Here is an 18503-nt window from a genome sequence, read left to right on the forward strand (position 1 = left end):
ATCCTCACCCCGGACTCCAACTCATGAAACATCTGGTCCTGCTTGGCGCTGGCCACGCCCACATTCACGTGCTGTCCACACTGGCAACCCAGCCTCTGCCCGGTGTTCAGATCACATTGGTCGCGCCCTATCCGCGCCAGCTGTATTCGGGCATGGTGCCGGGTTTTGTGGCCGGGCACTATGCGCTGGAGGACTGCGTGATTCAGCTCGAACCACTGCTGAAAAACACCGGCATCCGCTGGCTGGCGCGCAGCGCCACGGCGCTGGATGCCGACGCCCGCAGCCTCACCCTGGACGACGGCAGCGCGCTCAGTTTTGACTGGCTGTCGGTCAACACCGGACCGGTGCAGGACCGCAAGCAGATTGAACAGCTGATGCCAGGCGCCCGTGAACATGGCCTGTTTCTGCGCCCGATCGAGGCCTTTGGCGCGTTGTGGCCGCGCGTGACCGAGCTGGCGCAAAGCCAGGCCCTGCGCGTGGCGGTCATCGGCGGCGGTGCGGCCGGCATCGAACTGGCCATGGCCATCCGGCACCGGCTGCCGACCTCTTCCGTCACCCTCGTCACCGGTGAGGCCGCCCTGGGCGCCAACTACACACCGGCCGTGCAACAACGCCTGGCCAATGCCCTGACGCAGCGCGGCATCACCATCCTGTCCGACTCGGCCGTGGGCATTCAATTGGGCGAGGTGGCGCTGGCCAGCGGCGCCCGGCTGGCCTGTGACGTGCCCTTGATTGCCACCGGCGCGCAGGCCCCGGCCTGGCTGGTGGGCAGTGGGCTGGCGCTGGACGAACAGGGTTTCATCGCGGTGGACGCCTGCCAGCGCTCCTGCAGCCATGCCTATGTCTTCGCCGCCGGCGATGTCAGCACACGCGTGGACCAGCCATTGGCGCGCAGCGGCGTCTACGCGGTGCGCGCCGGGCCGGCCTTGCTCAAGAATCTGGCCGCCGCCGTCGCCGGCCTGGAGCCCAGTCCGCACCTGCCGCCCGCCAATACCTTGAACCTGCTGTCCTGCGGCGACGAAGAGGCGATCGCCAGCTGGGGGCCATTTTCAGCGCAGGGACGCTGGGTGTGGCGCCTGAAGGACTGGATTGACCGCTCGTTCATCAAGCGCTATCGCCGGGACTGAGCGCTGGCGCTTACCTGCGGGGCTCGCCCCGCTCGTTGACGGTCACCGTGGCGCCGGGTGGGGAGGTCATCTGAATGCGATGTTCCTGGCCCCGGAAGTTGTAGCTGACGTCCCAATACTGGGGTTGGGCCTGGCTGGGGACGTTTTCACACCGTTGCACGTTCTGCGCTGGCGCGGGTGCCGCGTCGCCGCGGCCCACATTGGCGCCCACGGCCGCGCCGGCGACCACGCCGCCGACGGTGGCGAGATCCTTGCCGGTTCCGCCGCCGACCTGGTGACCCAGAATGCCGCCAATGATGGCGCCGGCAATCGCGCCGGGGACGTTGGCAGCGCCCCGTTCCTGCACGACTTGTTCACGTTCGACCCAGCAGCGCTGCTCGGGGGCGCCCAGCACCGCACGCACCGACGTCACATTGGCCTCATACAGCCGCTCGTCGTTGCGCCGGCGGTAGTCGGGCACCGCCACAGGCGCGGGGACATAACGCGGCTCCTCGCCGCGCTGGTTCACATGGCGCACCGATGAAATCCGGTTGTCCAGCCCCATCGCCGTCAAGGTGGGATAGCGGCCCGGACGCAACACGGCGCAACGACCGTTGAAGCGATCTTCTTCGCAAACCTCCCAGGGTTGGCCTACCACGTCGATCGACGAGGCGCGGTCATTGAAGCCAAGACGCTCAAAGTTGTCGATCGGCCGGTCGGTGGTGAAAGAGCGCCCGCCAAAACCTTCACGCTCGTAAAACGTTACCTGCCCGGGCACGGGCGCCGGCGCGGGTGCCGGCATGGGGGCATAGCGACGGTCATCGACATAATCTCCTCTTCTGACCGCCCGAACCGATGAAACGCGGTCATTCAAGCCCATCGCGTCCAAGGACGGATAGCGGCCGGGCCGCAAGACGGCACAGCGACCATTGAAACGGACGTCCTCGCAGACTTCCCAGCGGTCGCCGACCACCTCGACTGACGAGGCGCGGTCGTTGAAACCATTGCGTTCGAGATTGCCGAGCTGCCTCTCCGTGGTGAAAGAGCGGCCTTGAAAACCGTTCTGTTCGTACAAAGTGACCTGGGCGACGGCTTGCGTCGCGATGGCCACCGCGGCCACCGCCAACGCGTTTTTTATGACTGTATTCATGGATAGCTCCTGTGGAAGTTATGGCGGGCGGCAAATGCCCACCGGACCCGTGCTGGCATTCACGCCTGCCGGGCAACATGACAGCCACTATCGCCCAAGGCCGGGCCGGCGTCTGTGTGGCGTCGCACACAAGGAAACCGCTGGAGATCGAGGAGCTGGTTACGCGGCCGGGGAAACCGTGGGCCGCAACCTTGCCCCGCTTGTGTTTTGTCAATTCGCCCGTTGCCATCCCTGAATTTAATGTCCAGTTGTGAAGCCAGAATCCAACTTGACCGCCATGCACCCTTCCCGACCACGCACGACGACGGCGCTTCTGGCGGCGCTAGGCCTATCGTTGGCGCTGGCTCTCCATGCGGCGCCAAACGCCGGTGAGGCCGCCAACGCCAAGGTGGTTGCCGAGGCCACCGGCGGCAAGCTCAAGGCGACCCACGGCCAGTACTTCGACCTCGCCTGCAATGCCACGCTGGACTTTGACGCCGAAGTCGTCGATCTCAATGGCGACGGCCGGCCGGAGGTGTTCACCAGCGTGCATGGCAGCTGTCTCGGTGGCATGGCCGGCGTTCACATGAATCTGTACATCAAGGGCCGCAACGGCCGCTGGACACCCCAGTTCGGTTTTCCCGGCGTCTACTCCGTGCTGAAGACGAAGAACAGAGGCTACCCCGACATCGAGATCGGCGGTCCGGGCAATTGCTTTCCGGTGTGGCGCTGGAACGGTCGGCAGTACGCGCTTTACAAAAAATGTAATTAAGGGCGTGGGCGCCAGCTTCGCGCCTCGGCCCTCAGCGCACCAGCAGCTTCGCGCCGTCCGCGCCGTCCGCTATGGCCCCAATGTCGCAGGCGGCATCAAACCCGTGTTGCTTGAAAATGGTCAGCACCGCGTCCACCGCCTCGGGCGCGCACGACACCAGCAGGCCGCCGCTGGTTTGCGGGTCGCTCAACAAGGCCTGGTCCACCGCGGCAAAGCCGGCGGGCAAGCCGATGTCGTGACCGTAGCCGGCCCAGTTGCGCCCCGACGCGCCGGTCACCATGCCTTGCAAAGCCAGCTCGCGCACGCCGTGCAGCAAGGGCACGCGGGCCCAGTCGATTTGCACGGTGACGCCGGCGCCGCGCGCGATCTCCAGCGCGTGGCCGGCCAGGCCAAAACCGGTGACGTCCGTCATGGCATGCACGCCGGCCAGCGCGGCCAGATCCGGACCCGGGGTGTTGAGTTGGGTCGTGACGGCGATCATCTGCGCGTAGCCGGCGGCATCGAGCTTTTCTTTCTTGAGCGCGGCCGACAAAATGCCCACGCCCAGCGGCTTGCCCAAGATCAACCGGTCGCCCACCTGGGCATCGGCATTGCGCTTGACGCGGCTGGGGTGCACCAGGCCGAGGGCGACCAGGCCGTAAATCGGTTCTACCGAGTCGATGGTGTGGCCCCCGGCGATCGGGATGCCGGCGGCGCGGCAGACCGAGGCGCCGCCTTCGAGAATTTTGGCGATGGTCTCGGTGGACAGCACGTTGATCGGCATGCCGACCAGCGCCAGCGCCAGAATCGGCTTGCCACCCATGGCATAGACGTCGGAGATGGCATTGGTGGCTGCGATGCGGCCAAAGTCAAACGGGTCGTCGACGATGGGCATGAAGAAGTCGGTGGTGGCAATCAGGGCCTGCTCGTCGTTGAGCCGGTACACGGCGGCGTCGTCCGCGGTCTCGATGCCAACCAGCAATTCCTTCGGGATCGGCATGGCGGTGATGCCTTTGAGGATTTCAGACAGCACGCCCGGCGCGATCTTGCAGCCGCAGCCACCGCCATGGGACAGGCTGGTCAGGCGCGGCTGGCTGGCGGGATGGGTGGCGTGGCTGGGGATGCCGGCGCCGCTGGGTGTGGTTGATGTGTTGCTCATGTCGTTTTCCGGTAAATCGTCAGGTATTTTGTTCTACAGATCAGGTGGCCGCCAATTGCGCGACCAGCTGGCGCAGCAAGGTCTGCTCACGCTGCGGCTCAAACAGGGGCGCGCGCGCCTCGCATTGCTGGCGCAGCAGGGGTAAAAAATCAGCCTCGTCGCGGCAGCGCTGCAACAGCGCGGCCAGGGCCGCATCATCGCCCAAGGCGAAATAGCCGGCGTAGTCCGGACCCAACATGCCCACATTGCCGTCGATGTGCGAGGCCAGCACCGGCGTGCCGCTTTGCACCGCCTCCAGAATCACCTGCGCGCCGCCCTCCATTTTGCTGGGGTGCACCAGCACATGGGCGCGCTGGATGTGGCTGCGGGTCTGCGCATGCGTCAGGCCGCCCAGCCAGCGGTACTGCGGGTAATGGCTGGTGGCCAGCTGCACCGCTTGCCCCAAGGCCGGCTCCAGCACGGCGCCGATGTGGTCGAGTTGAATGTCGGGACGCATGCTCAGGCGCGCCGCCGCGCTCAGATAGGTCAGGGGGTCTTTTTCATCGCGCAGATGGCCCACCATCAGTGCGCGCAGGTGGCGACCGGTTTTGACGAGCGTGACGCGCCGGAGCGCGGACTGAAAAATCACGCGCGCCTTGTGGCGCCGGATTTCGGGCAGGGCGTCGGCTCCACGCTCCTGCAAGAGCACCAGTTGACCGGCCAGTTGCAGGGCGAGCTGGGCCGAAGGATCGGCCTGAATGTCTCGGTACAGGTCGGTGCCGGTCAACACCACCGCCAGCGTGTCGGAGCCCTTGGCCTGCGCCCAAGCCAGCGCGGCGTGCGCTGACTTGCGCGCATGCAGCGCCAGCATCACGTCAGCGCCCTCCCCGTGCCACTGACGGGCGATGGTGATGCGGTACAGCGGGCGCAGCATGTTGGACCAGCGCCTGGCGGTTTGCCAGTTGCCGTTGTTGGCCTCGGCCAGGGCCGGACTGATGATCAGGACGTGCGGCCGATTCATGAACGAATTAGGCCTCCAGCCCCCGTCCACTTTGCGCAAGCAGCTATAAATTTAATAGTCATCATGCTGACCCTCAATCACGCGCCAGAAACACGGCAAACCAGTCCTGCTCGTCGCGCCATTGCTCAACCCGGGAGAATCCCGCCTCGCGCAACAGGGCGTCAAACTGCGGCGGCGTGTATTTGCAGGAGTTCTCGGTGTGGATGTGCTCGCCTTCGCCAAAATGGCGCTGCGCCCCGGGCCAGCGCACTGTCAGATCCTGCAGGGCCTCCAGGTGCATCTCGATGCGGGCGTCCTGCGCGTTGAAGCGCGCCCGGTGCCGCCACTGCCCCACCTCAAAGTCGCTGCCCAGCAAATGGTTGATGTGGCGCAGCAGGCTGCGGTTAAAAGCCGCTGTCACGCCCAGCGCGTCGTCGTAGGCCGCCTCCAGTACCGCCACCGGCTTGATCAGATCGACGCCAATCAGCACAGCGCCGCCATTCGCCGCCTGGCGGGCCTGGCGCAGGAACACCAGCGCGTCCTCCGGGGTGAAGTTGCCGATGCTCGATCCGGGGTAAAACACCAGGCGCGAGCCCTCACCGGCGTCGGGCGGCAGGGTCAGCTGCGCCGAGAAGTCAAGGCCCACGCCCAGCATGTCCAGCCCGGGGTGCTGGCACTGCAGCGCCGTCAAGGCGTCACGTAAAAACGCCACCGAAATGTCCACCGCCACGTAACGCGCCGGGTGCAGCAGCTCAAACAGACGCGCCGCTTTTTGACAATTGCCCGCGCCCAGGTCGACCAGGGTCAAACCGACCGGAATCAAAGCGGCCATGGCCGGGCCGTGGCGGTCGAAGATGGCGGCCTCGGTGCGGGTCGGGTAATACTCGGGCAGCTCGGTGATGGCGTCGAACAGGCGCGAACCCAGCGCGTCATACAAGTATTTGGGTGACGTGAAGGCCGCACTGGCCTGCAATCCAGCCGCCAGCTCAGCGCGCACGGCGGCGGCGTTGCCATGGTGCAGCTGGACAAACCGGGGGACGAACACGCGAGAGGCAGTTGACGCCATATGCAGAAACCTTCCTGTCATGGGTGGCCACGGGGGGAGGTGTCAAGTCTAAGCGCAGACGCGCCTAAGCGGAATGATGTACCGTTTGGCCTGTCATGGCTCGATTTTTACCCCTCTGCCCGCCCATGCCCCACGCTATCAATGGGATTGAACTTTTGAATTGGCACTCCCTCCAAGAGAGTGCTAATATTCTATTCATGACGAAAAGGAGTTCAGGTATGGCTTATCAAACTGGCGTTTCAGGCGCTGCGCTGGCAGTGGTCAACCCATGGTCGATGGTGCCCCCGTTGGGCAATCTGGACGCTTATATATCCGCGTCCAACCGTCTGCCCATGCTCACGCTTGAAGAAGAGCAGGAATTTTCGCGCAAGTTCAGACAAGAGAATGATCTGGAGGCGGCCGGCAAATTGGTGCTGTCGCACCTGCGGTTGGTGGTATCCGTCGCGCGCCAGTACCTGGGCTACGGTCTGCCCCATGGCGACCTGATTCAGGAAGGCAATGTCGGCCTGATGAAGGCGGTCAAGCGCTTTGACCCGGATCACGGTGTGCGTCTGGTGAGCTATGCGCTGCACTGGATCAAGGCCGAGATTCACGAGTACATCCTGAAAAACTGGCGCATGGTCAAGGTGGCCACCACCAAGGCCCAGCGCAAGCTGTTTTTCAACCTGCGTTCGATGAAGCAGCGCTACAAGTCGGATGACGCCGCGGCCGATACCGGCACACACCGCGAAACCCTGAACGAGGACCAGATCGACGCCATGGCGCTCAATCTCAAGGTCAAGCGCGAAGAGGTCATCGAGATGGAAACCCGGCTCTCCGGCGGCGACGTGCTGCTGGACCCAAGTCCGTCTGACGATGGCGACGACGCGTTTGGTCCGATTGCCTACCTGACCGATACCAAGCATGAACCCACGGCCATGATCGAAGCGCACCAGCGCGACGTGCTGGCCAGTGACGGCATTGCGACCGCCCTGGAAGCGCTCGACGAGCGCAGCCGCCGCATCGTGGAAGAGCGCTGGCTCAAGGTGAACGACGACAACTCCGGCGGCATGACCTTGCATGAACTGGCGGCCGTGTACGGCGTGAGCGCCGAGCGCATTCGCCAGATCGAGGTGGCCGCCATGAAGAAGATGAAAAAAACGCTGGCCGAGTACGCCTGACCCGGCGAGCTGGAGATCGCCCCGAAAGCTGGGTACGGGGTCGGCGACAATGGCGGGCTGTCAATAACCCGGAGTTGAAATGTCCCGCCCAATGCTTCGTCGCGCTACTCTTTTTATAGCCATTGCCGCACTGTCGACGTGGGCTGCAGCCCAAAAATCACCCAAAGAATCGGACGCTGCGGCGGCTTGGCCGAGCAAGACCGTGCGTCTCATCGTGGGCTTTCCAGCCGGCTCGTCGCCGGACCTGACAGCGCGTACGCTCGCCGAACCGTTGGCCAAGGCGCTGGGCCAGCCCGTGATTGTGGAAAACAAGGTGGGCGCCGGTGGCAATATCGCTGCCGAGTACGTGGCCCGGGCCACCGACAACCACACCATCGGCCTCATGATCAATGGCAACCTGACGATTGCCAAGCTGCTCAACCCGAAACTCAATTACGACCCGCTCAAGGATCTCACGCCCGTCAGCCTGATCGGCGTGTCACCCCTGGTATTGACGGCGCCTGTCGGCTCGCCCGGCGCCACCGCTCAGGACTTCTTTGTGGCCGCGCGCAACGCCGGTGACAAATGGAGCTACGGCTCGCCGGGCGTGGGCACCGTGGGCCACATCGGCATGGAATTACTCAAGAGCCGGACCAACATCAACCCGGTGCATGTGCCCTACCCTGGCTACCCCCAGGTGGCCAACGCCATGCTCGGCGGACAGCTGCAGCTGTCGATGATGCCGCCGGCCTTGGCCATGGCCCAGATCAAGGCGGGCAAGTTGCGCGCCATCGGCGTGACCTCCAGCGGCCGCAGCACCCTGGTGCCGGAGCTGCCCAGCATGTCTGAAGCGGGCGTGCCCGGATTCAACCTGGAAATCTGGAACGCCATCGCCGCGCCGAACTCGCTGCCCAAGCCGGTGGTGGCCAAGCTGTCCGCGCTGTTCAGCGACATCGCCCGCGCGCCCGAGATGCGGCAAAAGCTGTTCCAGCAGGGCTGGCAGGTGGTGGGCACGACATCCGAGGGCCTGGCCCGCCGCATCAAGTTGGATACCGCCCTGCTGGGTGGCGTGATTGCCATGCGCGGCATCCAGCCAGATTAATGACCAAATAGGGTGCTAGCCCTTATCCCGTGAGCGCAAGCAGCTATTATTTGGATAGCGTACGCAAAGCCCGGCCCACAATGTAGCGCGTGGCGGGCACGTCGGATTCGTCGAGCCAGCGCTGACACAGCTGATTCACCCACGGCGCTTGCGACTTGCTGGCGTCGTTCAGCCAGTTGGCCACCGAGTTCTGTACATAGCGGCTGGGGTCGGCGCGCAGCGGCTCCAGCAGGCTTTGAGCGCGCCACGGCTCGGCTTTGAGAGACTCAATCTGGGCACACCAGACGCCGCGCGGCCGGGTCAGCTCACTGGCAAAACGGCGGATGTTCTCATCGGGGTCCAACACCCAAGGCTGCAACAACAACACGCCCGCGTCCAGCGCCTCCACCAACTCGTCGCGGACCGCCATCCAGGCGATTTCGCGCACGCCGAAATGGCGATCCGCCGCAAAACGCCGGAGCGCGTGCAGCTTGTCGGGCAAGGTCAGGTCGGAGAGCATGACCCATTGGGCGGCCCAGCAGCGGGCCACGTCACTGGCATGGGTCGCGAGGCGATGAGCGACGCCATCCCGATCGGAACGGAGGGCGGTCAAGTCGTAGAGGGCGCGCGCCACATGCAGGTGGCGCTTCATGGGCTTGAAAGCGCCCAGCATGGCCAGGGTATCGCCCAGACGCTCGTCGTCGGGTTCCAGCCCGATATGGTCGGCCACGCAGGCGGTCAACCGGCTGAGGTCAATGGCCAGAAATTCGTTGAGATTGACGGTCTCGATCAAGCCCTGATTGAGCGCGTCCAGCACCGGCGGGGGAATCAGCGCAATGCGGGCCGCGCCACGGCGTCCCAGCAGGGGCTGGACGTCGATCATGCGACCTACTGGGCCAACAAGAGCTTGATGTCAGCCGCCAGGGCCGGGGCACCGCTGCCGTACCGGGTGTACAGACGCAGTTTGCCCTGCGTGTCATACACATAGCTGCCGGCTGAATGGTCCATGGTGTAGCTGGTGGGCGTCTTGCCGTCGACTTTCTTGAAGTACACCTTGTAGTCCTTGGCGAGGGCTTCGAGCTTCTCGGGCGTGGTGTAGAGCGCCAAAAAGGTCGGGTCAAAATTGCCCATGTATTCCTTGAGCATGGCGGGGGTGTCGCGTTCGGGGTCCACCGTGACAAACAGGCCTTGCAGGCGTTCGCCGTCCTTGCCCAGCAGTTTCTTCACCTCAACCAGCTCGGCCATGGAGGTCGGACAGACATCGGGGCACTGCGTGTAGCCAAAGAAGAGCACCACGATCTTGCCGGCAAAGTCCTTGAGGCTTCTGGGCTGGCCGTTGTGGTCGGTCAAGGCGAAATCGCGGGCGTAGTCGGCCCCGGTGATATCAATGGCGGAGAATTTTGGCTTGCTCTCGGAGCATGCAGAAATAATGCCTGCAGCGCCCGCCATCAAAGCGCTGGTAGCTATCAATTTAAGAGCATTTCGTTTTTTCATGATGGATCCGTTGGGGGATGACGCTTGAAGTTCAGAGAATATAGTGGTCCACCAGCAAGGCGGCGAACAGCACGCTGAGGTGAATAAGGGAGAAGCGAAAGGTCTTGCGCGCCAGCTCATCCGAGTAGTCGCGCCAGAGCCGGTAAGCATACAGACTGAAACCCAGGCTCAAAACCAGCGCCGCGATGAGGTAAATCCAGGAGCTCATGCCGTAGATGTAGGGCATCAGGCAGGCGGCGAACAGGATGAAGGTGTAGAGCAGCACCATCAGCCGGGTGAACTCGTTGCCGTGCGTAACCGGCAGCATCGGCAGGCCCGACTTGCGGTAGTCTTCCACCCGGTACAGCGCCAGCGCCCAGAAATGCGGCGGCGTCCACAGGAAGATGATCAGGAACAGGATCAGCGCCTCCGGCCCGACGTTCCCCGCCATGGCGGCCCAGCCCAGCACGGGCGGCATGGCGCCCGAGGCGCCGCCAATCACGATGTTTTGCGGTGTCAGCGGCTTGAGGATCACGGTGTACACCACCGCGTAGCCGATGAAGGTGGCAAAGGTCAGCCACATGGTCAGCGGGTTGACCCAGACATAGAGCAAGGTGGAGCCGAGCAGGCACAGCACGGCCGAGAACAGCAAGGTTTGCCGGTTGCCCAGCTCGCCCTTGGCGGTGGGACGCCAGGCGGTTCGCTTCATCTTGGCGTCAATGCCTTTTTCCACAATGCAGTTGAAGGCCGCCGCTGCGCCCGCCACCAGCCAGATACCAAGACAGGCCAGCAGCGCCAGCCGCACATCGGCCCACGTCGGCACGCCCGGCACCGCCAGCACCATGCCGATCAGGGCGCAAAACACGATCAGCTGGATCACGCGCGGCTTGGTCAAGGCATAGAACTGCCTGAACACGGAAACTTGAAGACTTGGGAAGTTGGCACTCATGCGGGGTGTCTCGATACAGAGGGTTCCGGGGCTACAGGCACCGGTTGAAGGGAATGGGTGCGGCTGGCGGCCACGGTCCAGGTCATGACGACGACCAGCGCACCGGCGCCACCGGTGTGCAACACGGCGGCCACCAGCGGCCAGCCGAGCACCACGTTGCTGATGCCCGTGACCAGTTGCAAGCCGATCAGCGCGGCCAGCCAGCGTGAGGGGAGGCGCAGCGCCCGCACACGATTCAGACGCCAGGCCAGCACACCGAGCAAGCTCAGCACAAGGAAGGCCATGAGGCGGTGCACGTAGTGGATAGCCGTCAAGGCGGCAAAACTGATGTGCTCGCCTACCGTGGTCAGCCCCAGCTCGCGCCAGGGCGTAAAGCCCTGCAAAAAGTCCATCGCTGGCCACCAGCTGTTCTGGCAGCGGGGAAAGTCGGAACAGGCCAGTACCGCGTAGTTGGTACTGACCCAGCCCCCCAGGGCGATCTGCACGAGCAGCAAGGCCAGCGACAGCCATTGCAGCCAGCGCAAACCGGGCGTGATGGCTGCCGGTGAAACGCCCCGCTCAAGCTGGGAATACTGCACCGACTGAACACACAACAGCGCCAGCAGCACCAGCCCGCCCAGCAAATGCAGCGTGACGATGGCGGGAAAGAGCTTCATGGTGACGGTCAGCGCGCCAAATGCGCCCTGCAGGCAGACCCAGAACAGGGTCAGCGTCGGCCACCACGGATTGATCGGCTTTTGCTGCGCCTTGCGCCCGCGCCGCAACCATGTGATCCAGCTCGCCACCGCCAGTACCAGAATCAGCACGCCGACACTGGTCGCCAGATAGCGATGAATCATTTCAACCCAGGCCTTGCCGTGTGTCACAGGGCCAAAAGGCATGGCGCTCTGGGCGGCCACAATATCGGCGTTGGCTCCGAACGGGCTGGCATTGCCGTAACAACCCGGCCAGTCCGGGCAGCCCAGGCCCGAGTCAGTCAAACGGGTGAAGGCGCCAAACAGCACCAGATCGAAGGTGAGAAACAGGGTCAAGAGCGTGAGTGCCTGCAAGCCGCGCAGCGGCGTGCTGCGCCGGTGCTGCCGCCACACCCAGGCCAAAGGCCCCAGCGCCAGCACCACGCCCACCAACATCATGCTGGCCAGCGGCGACAGATCGTAGAGTTCCTGCACAGTCCCGCCTTATTGGGCAGCCGTCTGTCCGGCGGCCCGCCCGGCCTGGTCCCACGATGCCGAGGCGCGCAACAGGCGCTCCAGATCGCGTTTGGCCTTGGCCGCACTGGCAATATCCAGGTTGGCCGGAAAACGCATCATCCAGTTGCCCATGGGGTCCACCACGTACAGGTGCTCGGCCAGCTGGTCGCCAGCGGCGGGCGCCAGCCAGGCCGCCAGGCCGGTGGAGGAAACGCGCAGCACTGTGGCTTCCTTGAGGGCCGGCAGCAGTTTGTCGGGCACCGGGGTGTCGTCCGGGATCAGCCAAACCCAGTCGACCCGGTCACGGTCTTTGCCCAGGCCCTCGCGCAGCTGACGTTGCAGGTACAAATGCTGGCTGCAGGTTTCGTTGCAAGCGCCACCGGCCACGCTGATCAACAGCCATTGCCCCTTGAGCGCCTGGAGCGTGCTGGATTGCCCGCTCAGGCTCACACTCGCCTGATCCGGCAGGGCGCGCTGCGGACTGATCAACTCGCCGAAATTACGCCGGCCTTCCGGCCGCACCACGTAGTAGGTGAAATACGAAGCCACCACCGGGGCGGCACAAACCAGCATCACGCCCAGCATTTTCCAGCGGCCGAGACCGGTGCGCCGGGCTGCGCTGTCCATCGCGCGCGCCGGTGAAGGGATGGAGTGAACCGTCAGGCCCAGCGGCTGATCGCCCTGGGAGCGTGAGGCGGCGTCAGCTGCACCGCGCGGTGATGAATCGTCTAACAATTTGAAACCAGACATAAAGAAGTGCGATCAGAGCGCTCAGCGCAAACCATTGAACAGCATAGCCGTAGTGCTTGTCGATGCCGGTATCAGGACGTGGCCAATCACGCAGCAAGCCGTCACCGGTGGCACCGATCTGCTGTACCGACACCGTCAGCAGCGGCAAACCCAATTCGGCACGAAACTGCGCCAGATCGAGATTTTGCCGGATGAGCCCGCTCTCAGTGCCACCGAGCTCATATAACTTGCCGGGCGGCGGGGCAATGCGGCCCTGGACTTCGACCACGCCCGTTGCGGTGTCAATCCGCGGTACGCTGGCGCGATCGATGAAATTGCGCGCTACCCAGCCGCGCTGCAGCAACACCACGGCCGCGCGACCCTCCAGTTGCAGGGGTGTCAGGACATACAGACCGGGTTTGCCGTTCATCGGACGGTTGTCCAGAAACACGGTCCGCTCGCCGATCCAGCGCCCCCGCAGCGTCACCCCGCGGTGCAGCTCGATGGCGGGATCGGTCAACATCGCCAACGTCGCCCCATTCAGCTTGGGCATGACCGCTTTTGCGTCGATGCTGGCCTGCAAAGCCACTTTCTGGGCGGCGCGCGACAACTGCCAGCGCCCCAGCGCCAGCGTGCCGGAGACCGCCAGCACGGCGCTCAATGTGATCAACCAGAACTTCCAGCGCGAACTCAACGGATAATCCAATGCATGAAATACTTCGTCATTCTGGCCTTTGTCACCATCCTCGGCAGCCTGGCCACGGCCTTGTTTTTCATGATGAAGAGCAACGCCAGCGGGAAATCGAGGGAGCAAAAAATGGCGTTTGCGCTGGCGGTGCGGGTCGGCATTTCCATTATGCTGTTTGTCAGCATCCTGCTGGCCTGGAAACTCGGCTACATCCACCCCACCGGCATCACCGCAGGGCAGTAGGCCAGCAGCCAGTCGCAACAATCAAAAAGGCACCGCTCTGGGTGCCTTTTTTTGGGTCAGCACGACAGACTATAGCCAATAGACCAAGGTATAAAGTCCGAGCCACACCACGTCCACAAAGTGCCAGTACCAGGCCGCCCCTTCGAAACCGAAATGACGCTCAGAGGTAAAGTGCCCTTTTTGCAGGCGCAAGGTGATGAACAGCAGCATCAACATGCCGATAAACACGTGGAAGCCGTGAAACCCGGTCAGTATGTAAAAAGTTGATCCATAGACACCCGAGCTGAGCTTGAGATTGAGCTCTTGGTAGGCATGAAAGTATTCGTAGCCCTGGACCAGCAGGAACACGAAACCCAGCAACACGGTGAGCCACATGAAGGCAATCGTCTTGCTCCGATGACCCGCAATCAGGGCGTGGTGCGCAATGGTCAGGGTGACGCCTGAGCTCAGCAGCAAGGCCGTATTGATGGTGGGCAGCCAGAACGGCGTCATGGTCGTGAAGGGCTCCACAATTCCCGCCGGTGATGCGGTGGCGCCAGCGGCCAGGCTGGGCCAGATGGCCTTGAAATCAGGCCAGAGCAAGGCATTGTCCAAGCTGCCCAAGGCGGGCACCGAATGGGCACGAGCCCACCACAAGGCGGTGAAGAAGGCGCCGAAGAACATGACCTCCGAGAAGATGAACCAGCTCATGCTCCAGCGAAACGACAAGTCAACCTTGTGCCCATACTGGCCGCCTTCGCTCTCACGAATCGACTCGCTGAACCACTGGAACAGCACACCCAGAAACCAGACCATGCCGGCAGCCAGCGAATACTTGCCCCAGTTGGCACCATTGATCCACTGCGCCGCGCCCAGGACGACGAAAAACAATCCCAGCGATGCCATCGCCGGATGGCGCGACGGGCTGGGTACAAAGTAGTACGGGGTTTTAGCGTGTGTTATTGAACTCATGTCAGCTCCATTCCTTGCGGTTCTCTTTTATCTTCTACCGGTACCGGGTGCCGCCTTATTTGGCGACCACCCAGTTCACCAGCACTATCAATCCAACGACAAAAATAACGGCCCCGGCAATGCCCACCACAATGATATGAAATGGATTGACCCGGGCCATATCTTCCTGCGATTCGCTGCGCTTGCGGATGCCCAGAAATGACCAGGCCACCATCTTGATACTGCGCCAGAAAGAGCTGGTGGGCACGCGATCCTGATCTTTGCGGTCTTCGTTCACGAGCCCGCTCCAGCGGCGATATGCCCGCGCGCATCAGCCACTGGCGCCGCCGGTGTTTTACCACCCACTTCAAAGAAAGTGTAGGACAGTGTGATCGTCTTGACGTCCTTGGACAACTTGGGATCAATCACAAACACAACCGGCCAAGACTTCTTTTCACCAGGCTCCAAGGTGTATTGGCTAAAGCAAAAACACTCCAGCTTGTTGAAATGCGCACTGGCTTGTTGCGGCGCATAGCTCGGAATGGCTTGCGCGGACATGCGGCGGTTCTGCACATTCTGGAACTCGTACATCACGGTCGCCATCTCACCCGGGTGAACCTGGAGTGAACGCTGCGCCGGCTTGAACTCCCAGGGACCGCGAGCATTCGCATCAAACTCCACCGTGATGGTGCGGCTGGTGTCCACCTGGGTATTGGCGGGTAACGTCGGCGTGGCACCGGGAATATTCCGATCCCCCAGCGCCAGCACATTGATGCCGGTCATCTCACAAATGGCTTTGTAAATAGGCACCAGCGCATATCCGAACGCGAACATGCCGGCCGCCACCACGATCAGCTTGCTCACCATCCTGACATTTTCGCGGCGCAGGCTCATGCGTTATCGGCTCAGCAAAATCATTTTGCCCATGAACCCCAGGAAGAACACCAAGGCCACCGAGGCCAGGATCAGTCCGGTTTTCAGATTGGTTTTTTTTTGTTCAGGCGTCATGGTCGGATCTTATCCAACAATTCTGGTTGCCGTGGCATCCAGCTTGGGCGGGGTCTCAAAGGTGTGGAAGGGTGCTGGTGAGGGAACTTCCCACTCCAGGCCTTCGGCCGCTTCCCATGGTTTTTTCGGCGCTTTCTCGCCTTGACCGCGCATCGTCGGAATCACGATGAAGACCAGGAAATAGACCTGCGCAAACCCGAACAGGAAGCCCCCCACCGAAGCCAGTGCGTTGAAATCCGCAAACTGCATGGGGTAGTCGGCATAGCGACGCGGCATGCCCGCCAAACCCAGAAAGTGCATCGGGAAGAAGGTCACATTGAATGCAATCAGGGACCACCAGAAGTGGATCTTGCCGCGTGTTTCGTTGTACATCACGCCAGTCCATTTGGGTGACCAGTAGTAGTAACCGGCAAACATGGCAAACAGGGAGCCAGCGACCAGCACATAGTGGAAGTGAGCCACCACGTAGTAGGTGTCCTGCACCTGGATGTCGATCGGCGCCATGGCCAATATCAGACCAGTGAAGCCACCCATGGTGAACACGAAGATGAAGCCGACGGCAAACAGCATCGGGGATTCAAACGTCATGGAACCCTTCCACATGGTTGCAATCCAGTTGAAAATTTTCACCGCCGTCGGCACCGCGATCAGCATGGTGGCGTACATGAAGAACAACTGGCCGGTCACCGGCATGCCGGTAGTGAACATGTGGTGCGCCCACACGATGAACGACAGGATGGCAATGCTGGAGGTGGCATACACCATGGACGCGTAGCCGAATAATCTCTTGCGGGCAAACGCCGGCACGATTTGACTGATGATGCCGAAGGCCGGCAAAATCATGATGTAGACCTCGGGGTGACCGAAGAACCAGAAAATGTGCTGGTACATCACCGGGTCGCCGCCGCCGGCCGGATTAAAGAAGCTGGTGCCGAAATGACGATCGGTCAATGTCATGGTGATGGCACCGGCGAGCACCGGCATCACGGCAATCAGCAGGTAGGCCGTGATCAGCCAGGTCCAGCAGAACATGGGCATCTTCATCAAGGTCATGCCCGGTGCACGCATGTTGAGGATGGTCACGATGATGTTGATGGAGCCCATGATGGAGCTCGCACCCAGGATGTGCATGGCAAAGATACCAGCATCCATGCTGGGGCCCATCTGCAGGGTCAGCGGCGCATAAAGCGTCCAGCCGGCCGCAGGCGCACCACCCGGCATGAAGAACGAACCCACTAGCAACAACCCCGAAGGAATCAGCAGCCAGAAGCTGAAGTTGTTCATCCGGGCAAAGGCCATGTCGGCCGCGCCAATCTGCAGCGGAATCATCCAGTTCGCGAAACCGACAAAGCCCGGCATGATGGCGCCGAACACCATGATGAGACCGTGCATGGTGGTGAGCTGGTTGAACAACTCGGGGTTGACGAACTGCAGGCCCGGCTGGAAGAGTTCGGCGCGGATCAGCAAGGCCAGTACCCCACCAATCAACAGCATGGTGAAGCTGAACAACAGGTACATCGTACCAATGTCTTTGTGGTTGGTCGCAAGCACCCAGCGACGCCAGCCTGTTGGCGCGTGCTCGTGGTGATCGTCGTGGGCGGGGTGGTCTAGAACGGCACTCATTGTGATTTCTTCCTCAATACTTGGATTCGTGGTGCGGCCGCTTACTTGCGTGCAGCAGCGACTTCAGCCGGCTGAACCAGTTGCCCCGTTTTATTGGACCAATTGTTTTTGGTGAACGTGATGACCGCGGCAATATCGGTGTCGCTGAGCTGCTTCCACGACGGCATGGTGCCGTTGTTCTGGCCATTGAGCAACACCGCAATTTGCTGGCTCTTGTCGGCATCCAGCACCACGGCAGCGCCATCGAGCGGCTTGATCGGGCCAGCGCCTTTGCCATTGGCCTGGTGACAGGCGGCGCAGTTGGCGGCATAGACTTTTTCGCCGCGCTGGGTGATGTCTTGGGCGGTCCAGACCTTGGCCGGATCATCGGCCTTGGCGGCCAGTTTTTTCTGCTCGTCCCCGACCCAGCGGGAATAGTCCTGGGCCGAAACCACCTTTACATGAATCGGCATGTAGGCGTGTTCCTTGCCACACAACTCGACGCATTGACCGTAATAGTCCCCCACCTTTTCCGCACGAAACCAGGTGTCGCGCACAAAGCCGGGAATCGCATCCTGCTTGACGCCAAATGAAGGCACCATGAAAGAGTGAATGACGTCGTTGGCGGTCAGAATGACACGGATCTTCTGATTGACAGGAACCACCAGGGGACGATCGACCTTCAACAGATAGTCATCCACGACCTCGCCCTTCTTGGGCCCTCCGTTGTCGGACATCGCGCGCTGCGTGCTGTCCAGCGCCGAGATGAAGCCAATGCCCTCGCCTTCGCCCTTGAGGTAGTCGTAGCCCCATTTCCACTGCATGCCGGTGACCTTGATGGTGAGGTCGGCGTTGGTCGTATCCTTCATCGCCACGACCACTTTGGTGGCCGGCAAGGCCATCAAAATCACAATGATGAAAGGCACAATGGTCCAGATGATTTCCACCGTCACCGACTCATGGAAATTGGCCGCCTTGTGCCCCGCTGACTTGCGATGTTTCCAGATGGAATAAAACATCACCGCGAACACCGCAACAAAGATCACAGTGCAAAGAATCAGCATGAACCAGTGAAGCCAAGCCTGTTCTTCCGCAATTTTGGTGACTGCTGGGTGCAAGTTCAATTGATTGACAGACGGGCCGCCAGGCAGGTCGCCGACGGCATGCGCCGCGGTAAAAGCGGCGCTACCGGCCCAAGCACTGACGGCTAGCAGCGCGCCAGTCACTTTATTGAAAATGCTTTTCATCATGTTCACTTTTTCTTTGCCTCAAATTAACTCA

The 18503-nt window shown here is 62.2% G+C and carries 21 protein-coding genes; 5 read left to right on the forward strand and 16 right to left on the reverse strand.

The window, feature by feature from the left end; all coding sequences use genetic code 11:
- Positions 1 to 23: 23 nt before the first annotated feature.
- Positions 24 to 1127, forward strand: a complete 1104-nt coding sequence (locus tag C5P05_RS11525) for an FAD-dependent oxidoreductase (RefSeq protein ID WP_114969985.1) — start codon at positions 24 to 26, stop codon at positions 1125 to 1127.
- A 10-nt stretch (positions 1128 to 1137) separates the two neighbouring features.
- Here the strand turns inward: C5P05_RS11525 and C5P05_RS34960 are convergent, their stop codons facing one another.
- Entirely contained in the window at positions 1138 to 2256 is a 1119-nt protein-coding gene (locus tag C5P05_RS34960; protein WP_114969986.1) for a beta/gamma crystallin-related protein, read from the reverse strand.
- A gap of 277 nt (positions 2257 to 2533) precedes the next feature.
- Between C5P05_RS34960 and C5P05_RS11535 the strand changes: the two genes are divergently transcribed.
- On the forward strand, positions 2534 to 3007 hold the full coding sequence (locus C5P05_RS11535) for a hypothetical protein (protein ID WP_232834463.1): 474 nt from the start codon (positions 2534 to 2536) through the stop codon (positions 3005 to 3007).
- 31 nt (positions 3008 to 3038) lie between these two features.
- Here C5P05_RS11535 and selD read toward each other — a convergent pair whose 3' ends face one another.
- From selD to egtD, 3 genes are all read right to left on the reverse strand, one after another.
- A complete protein-coding gene (selD, locus tag C5P05_RS11540; protein ID WP_114969988.1) occupies positions 3039 to 4145 on the reverse strand; it encodes a selenide, water dikinase SelD in 1107 nt (368 codons plus the stop codon).
- Between the two features lie 40 nt (positions 4146 to 4185).
- Complete coding sequence (senB, locus tag C5P05_RS11545; protein WP_114969989.1) at positions 4186 to 5145, reverse strand: selenoneine biosynthesis selenosugar synthase SenB; 960 nt, start codon at positions 5143 to 5145, stop codon at positions 4186 to 4188.
- A 73-nt stretch (positions 5146 to 5218) separates the two neighbouring features.
- The gene (egtD, locus tag C5P05_RS11550) at positions 5219 to 6190 is read right to left on the reverse strand and encodes an L-histidine N(alpha)-methyltransferase (protein ID WP_114969990.1); all 972 of its coding nucleotides are present in this window, start codon (positions 6188 to 6190) and stop codon (positions 5219 to 5221) included.
- A gap of 218 nt (positions 6191 to 6408) precedes the next feature.
- On the opposite strand from egtD, the gene rpoH reads away from it, so the two are divergent.
- Together rpoH and C5P05_RS11560 are read left to right on the forward strand one after the other, a co-directional pair.
- Positions 6409 to 7350 carry an RNA polymerase sigma factor RpoH gene (gene rpoH / locus C5P05_RS11555; protein WP_114969991.1) on the forward strand — a complete coding sequence of 314 codons (942 nt, stop codon included), beginning with the start codon at positions 6409 to 6411 and terminating at the stop codon, positions 7348 to 7350.
- A 79-nt stretch (positions 7351 to 7429) separates the two neighbouring features.
- Entirely contained in the window at positions 7430 to 8431 is a 1002-nt protein-coding gene (locus C5P05_RS11560; RefSeq protein WP_114969992.1) for a Bug family tripartite tricarboxylate transporter substrate binding protein, read from the forward strand.
- A 46-nt stretch (positions 8432 to 8477) separates the two neighbouring features.
- Here C5P05_RS11560 and C5P05_RS11565 read toward each other — a convergent pair whose 3' ends face one another.
- From C5P05_RS11565 to C5P05_RS11590, 6 genes are read right to left on the reverse strand one after another with little or no spacing between them, the layout of a single operon-like run.
- The gene (locus tag C5P05_RS11565) at positions 8478 to 9293 is read right to left on the reverse strand and encodes a DNA alkylation repair protein (RefSeq protein ID WP_114969993.1); all 816 of its coding nucleotides are present in this window, start codon (positions 9291 to 9293) and stop codon (positions 8478 to 8480) included.
- 5 nt (positions 9294 to 9298) lie between these two features.
- Positions 9299 to 9904 carry an SCO family protein gene (locus C5P05_RS11570; protein WP_114969994.1) on the reverse strand — a complete coding sequence of 202 codons (606 nt, stop codon included), beginning with the start codon at positions 9902 to 9904 and terminating at the stop codon, positions 9299 to 9301.
- A 31-nt stretch (positions 9905 to 9935) separates the two neighbouring features.
- Positions 9936 to 10832 (reverse strand): heme o synthase, encoded by an 897-nt coding sequence (gene cyoE, locus C5P05_RS11575; RefSeq protein WP_114969995.1) that lies wholly within the window; start codon positions 10830 to 10832, stop codon positions 9936 to 9938.
- The gene (locus C5P05_RS11580) at positions 10829 to 11965 is read right to left on the reverse strand and encodes a COX15/CtaA family protein (protein ID WP_114970187.1); all 1137 of its coding nucleotides are present in this window, start codon (positions 11963 to 11965) and stop codon (positions 10829 to 10831) included. Before C5P05_RS11580 ends, cyoE begins: the two co-directional genes overlap by 4 nt.
- 45 nt (positions 11966 to 12010) lie before the next feature.
- Positions 12011 to 12772 (reverse strand): hypothetical protein, encoded by a 762-nt coding sequence (locus tag C5P05_RS11585; RefSeq protein WP_114969996.1) that lies wholly within the window; start codon positions 12770 to 12772, stop codon positions 12011 to 12013.
- Entirely contained in the window at positions 12723 to 13421 is a 699-nt protein-coding gene (locus C5P05_RS11590) for an SURF1 family protein (RefSeq protein WP_232834447.1), read from the reverse strand. The genes C5P05_RS11585 and C5P05_RS11590 overlap by 50 nt, the downstream gene beginning before the upstream one ends.
- Positions 13422 to 13460: 39 nt before the next feature.
- Here C5P05_RS11590 and C5P05_RS11595 point away from each other — a divergent pair, with 39 nt between their 5' ends.
- On the forward strand, positions 13461 to 13682 hold the full coding sequence (locus C5P05_RS11595) for a DUF2909 domain-containing protein (protein ID WP_114969998.1): 222 nt from the start codon (positions 13461 to 13463) through the stop codon (positions 13680 to 13682).
- Positions 13683 to 13751: 69 nt separating this feature from the next.
- Here the strand turns inward: C5P05_RS11595 and C5P05_RS11600 are convergent, their stop codons facing one another.
- From C5P05_RS11600 to coxB, 6 genes are read right to left on the reverse strand one after another with little or no spacing between them, the layout of a single operon-like run.
- Positions 13752 to 14633 carry a cytochrome c oxidase subunit 3 gene (locus C5P05_RS11600; protein ID WP_114969999.1) on the reverse strand — a complete coding sequence of 294 codons (882 nt, stop codon included), beginning with the start codon at positions 14631 to 14633 and terminating at the stop codon, positions 13752 to 13754.
- A 55-nt stretch (positions 14634 to 14688) separates the two neighbouring features.
- Positions 14689 to 14910 carry a DUF2970 domain-containing protein gene (locus tag C5P05_RS11605; protein ID WP_269813927.1) on the reverse strand — a complete coding sequence of 74 codons (222 nt, stop codon included), beginning with the start codon at positions 14908 to 14910 and terminating at the stop codon, positions 14689 to 14691.
- Positions 14907 to 15506, reverse strand: coding sequence for a cytochrome c oxidase assembly protein (locus C5P05_RS11610; protein WP_114970000.1), 600 nt, complete (start codon positions 15504 to 15506; stop codon positions 14907 to 14909). The genes C5P05_RS11605 and C5P05_RS11610 overlap by 4 nt, the downstream gene beginning before the upstream one ends.
- 3 nt (positions 15507 to 15509) lie before the next feature.
- On the reverse strand, positions 15510 to 15620 hold the full coding sequence (locus tag C5P05_RS34465; protein ID WP_232834448.1) for a cytochrome oxidase small assembly protein: 111 nt from the start codon (positions 15618 to 15620) through the stop codon (positions 15510 to 15512).
- Between the two features lie 9 nt (positions 15621 to 15629).
- Positions 15630 to 17243 carry a cytochrome c oxidase subunit I gene (gene ctaD / locus C5P05_RS11615; protein WP_114970001.1) on the reverse strand — a complete coding sequence of 538 codons (1614 nt, stop codon included), beginning with the start codon at positions 17241 to 17243 and terminating at the stop codon, positions 15630 to 15632.
- 41 nt (positions 17244 to 17284) lie between these two features.
- Positions 17285 to 18469 carry a cytochrome c oxidase subunit II gene (gene coxB, locus C5P05_RS11620; RefSeq protein ID WP_114970189.1) on the reverse strand — a complete coding sequence of 395 codons (1185 nt, stop codon included), beginning with the start codon at positions 18467 to 18469 and terminating at the stop codon, positions 17285 to 17287.
- Between the last annotated feature and the right edge of the window lie 34 nt (positions 18470 to 18503).

It is taken from the genome of Rhodoferax ferrireducens, from assembly GCF_003347515.1.
Classification (GTDB): Bacteria; Pseudomonadota; Gammaproteobacteria; order Burkholderiales; family Burkholderiaceae_C; genus Rhodoferax.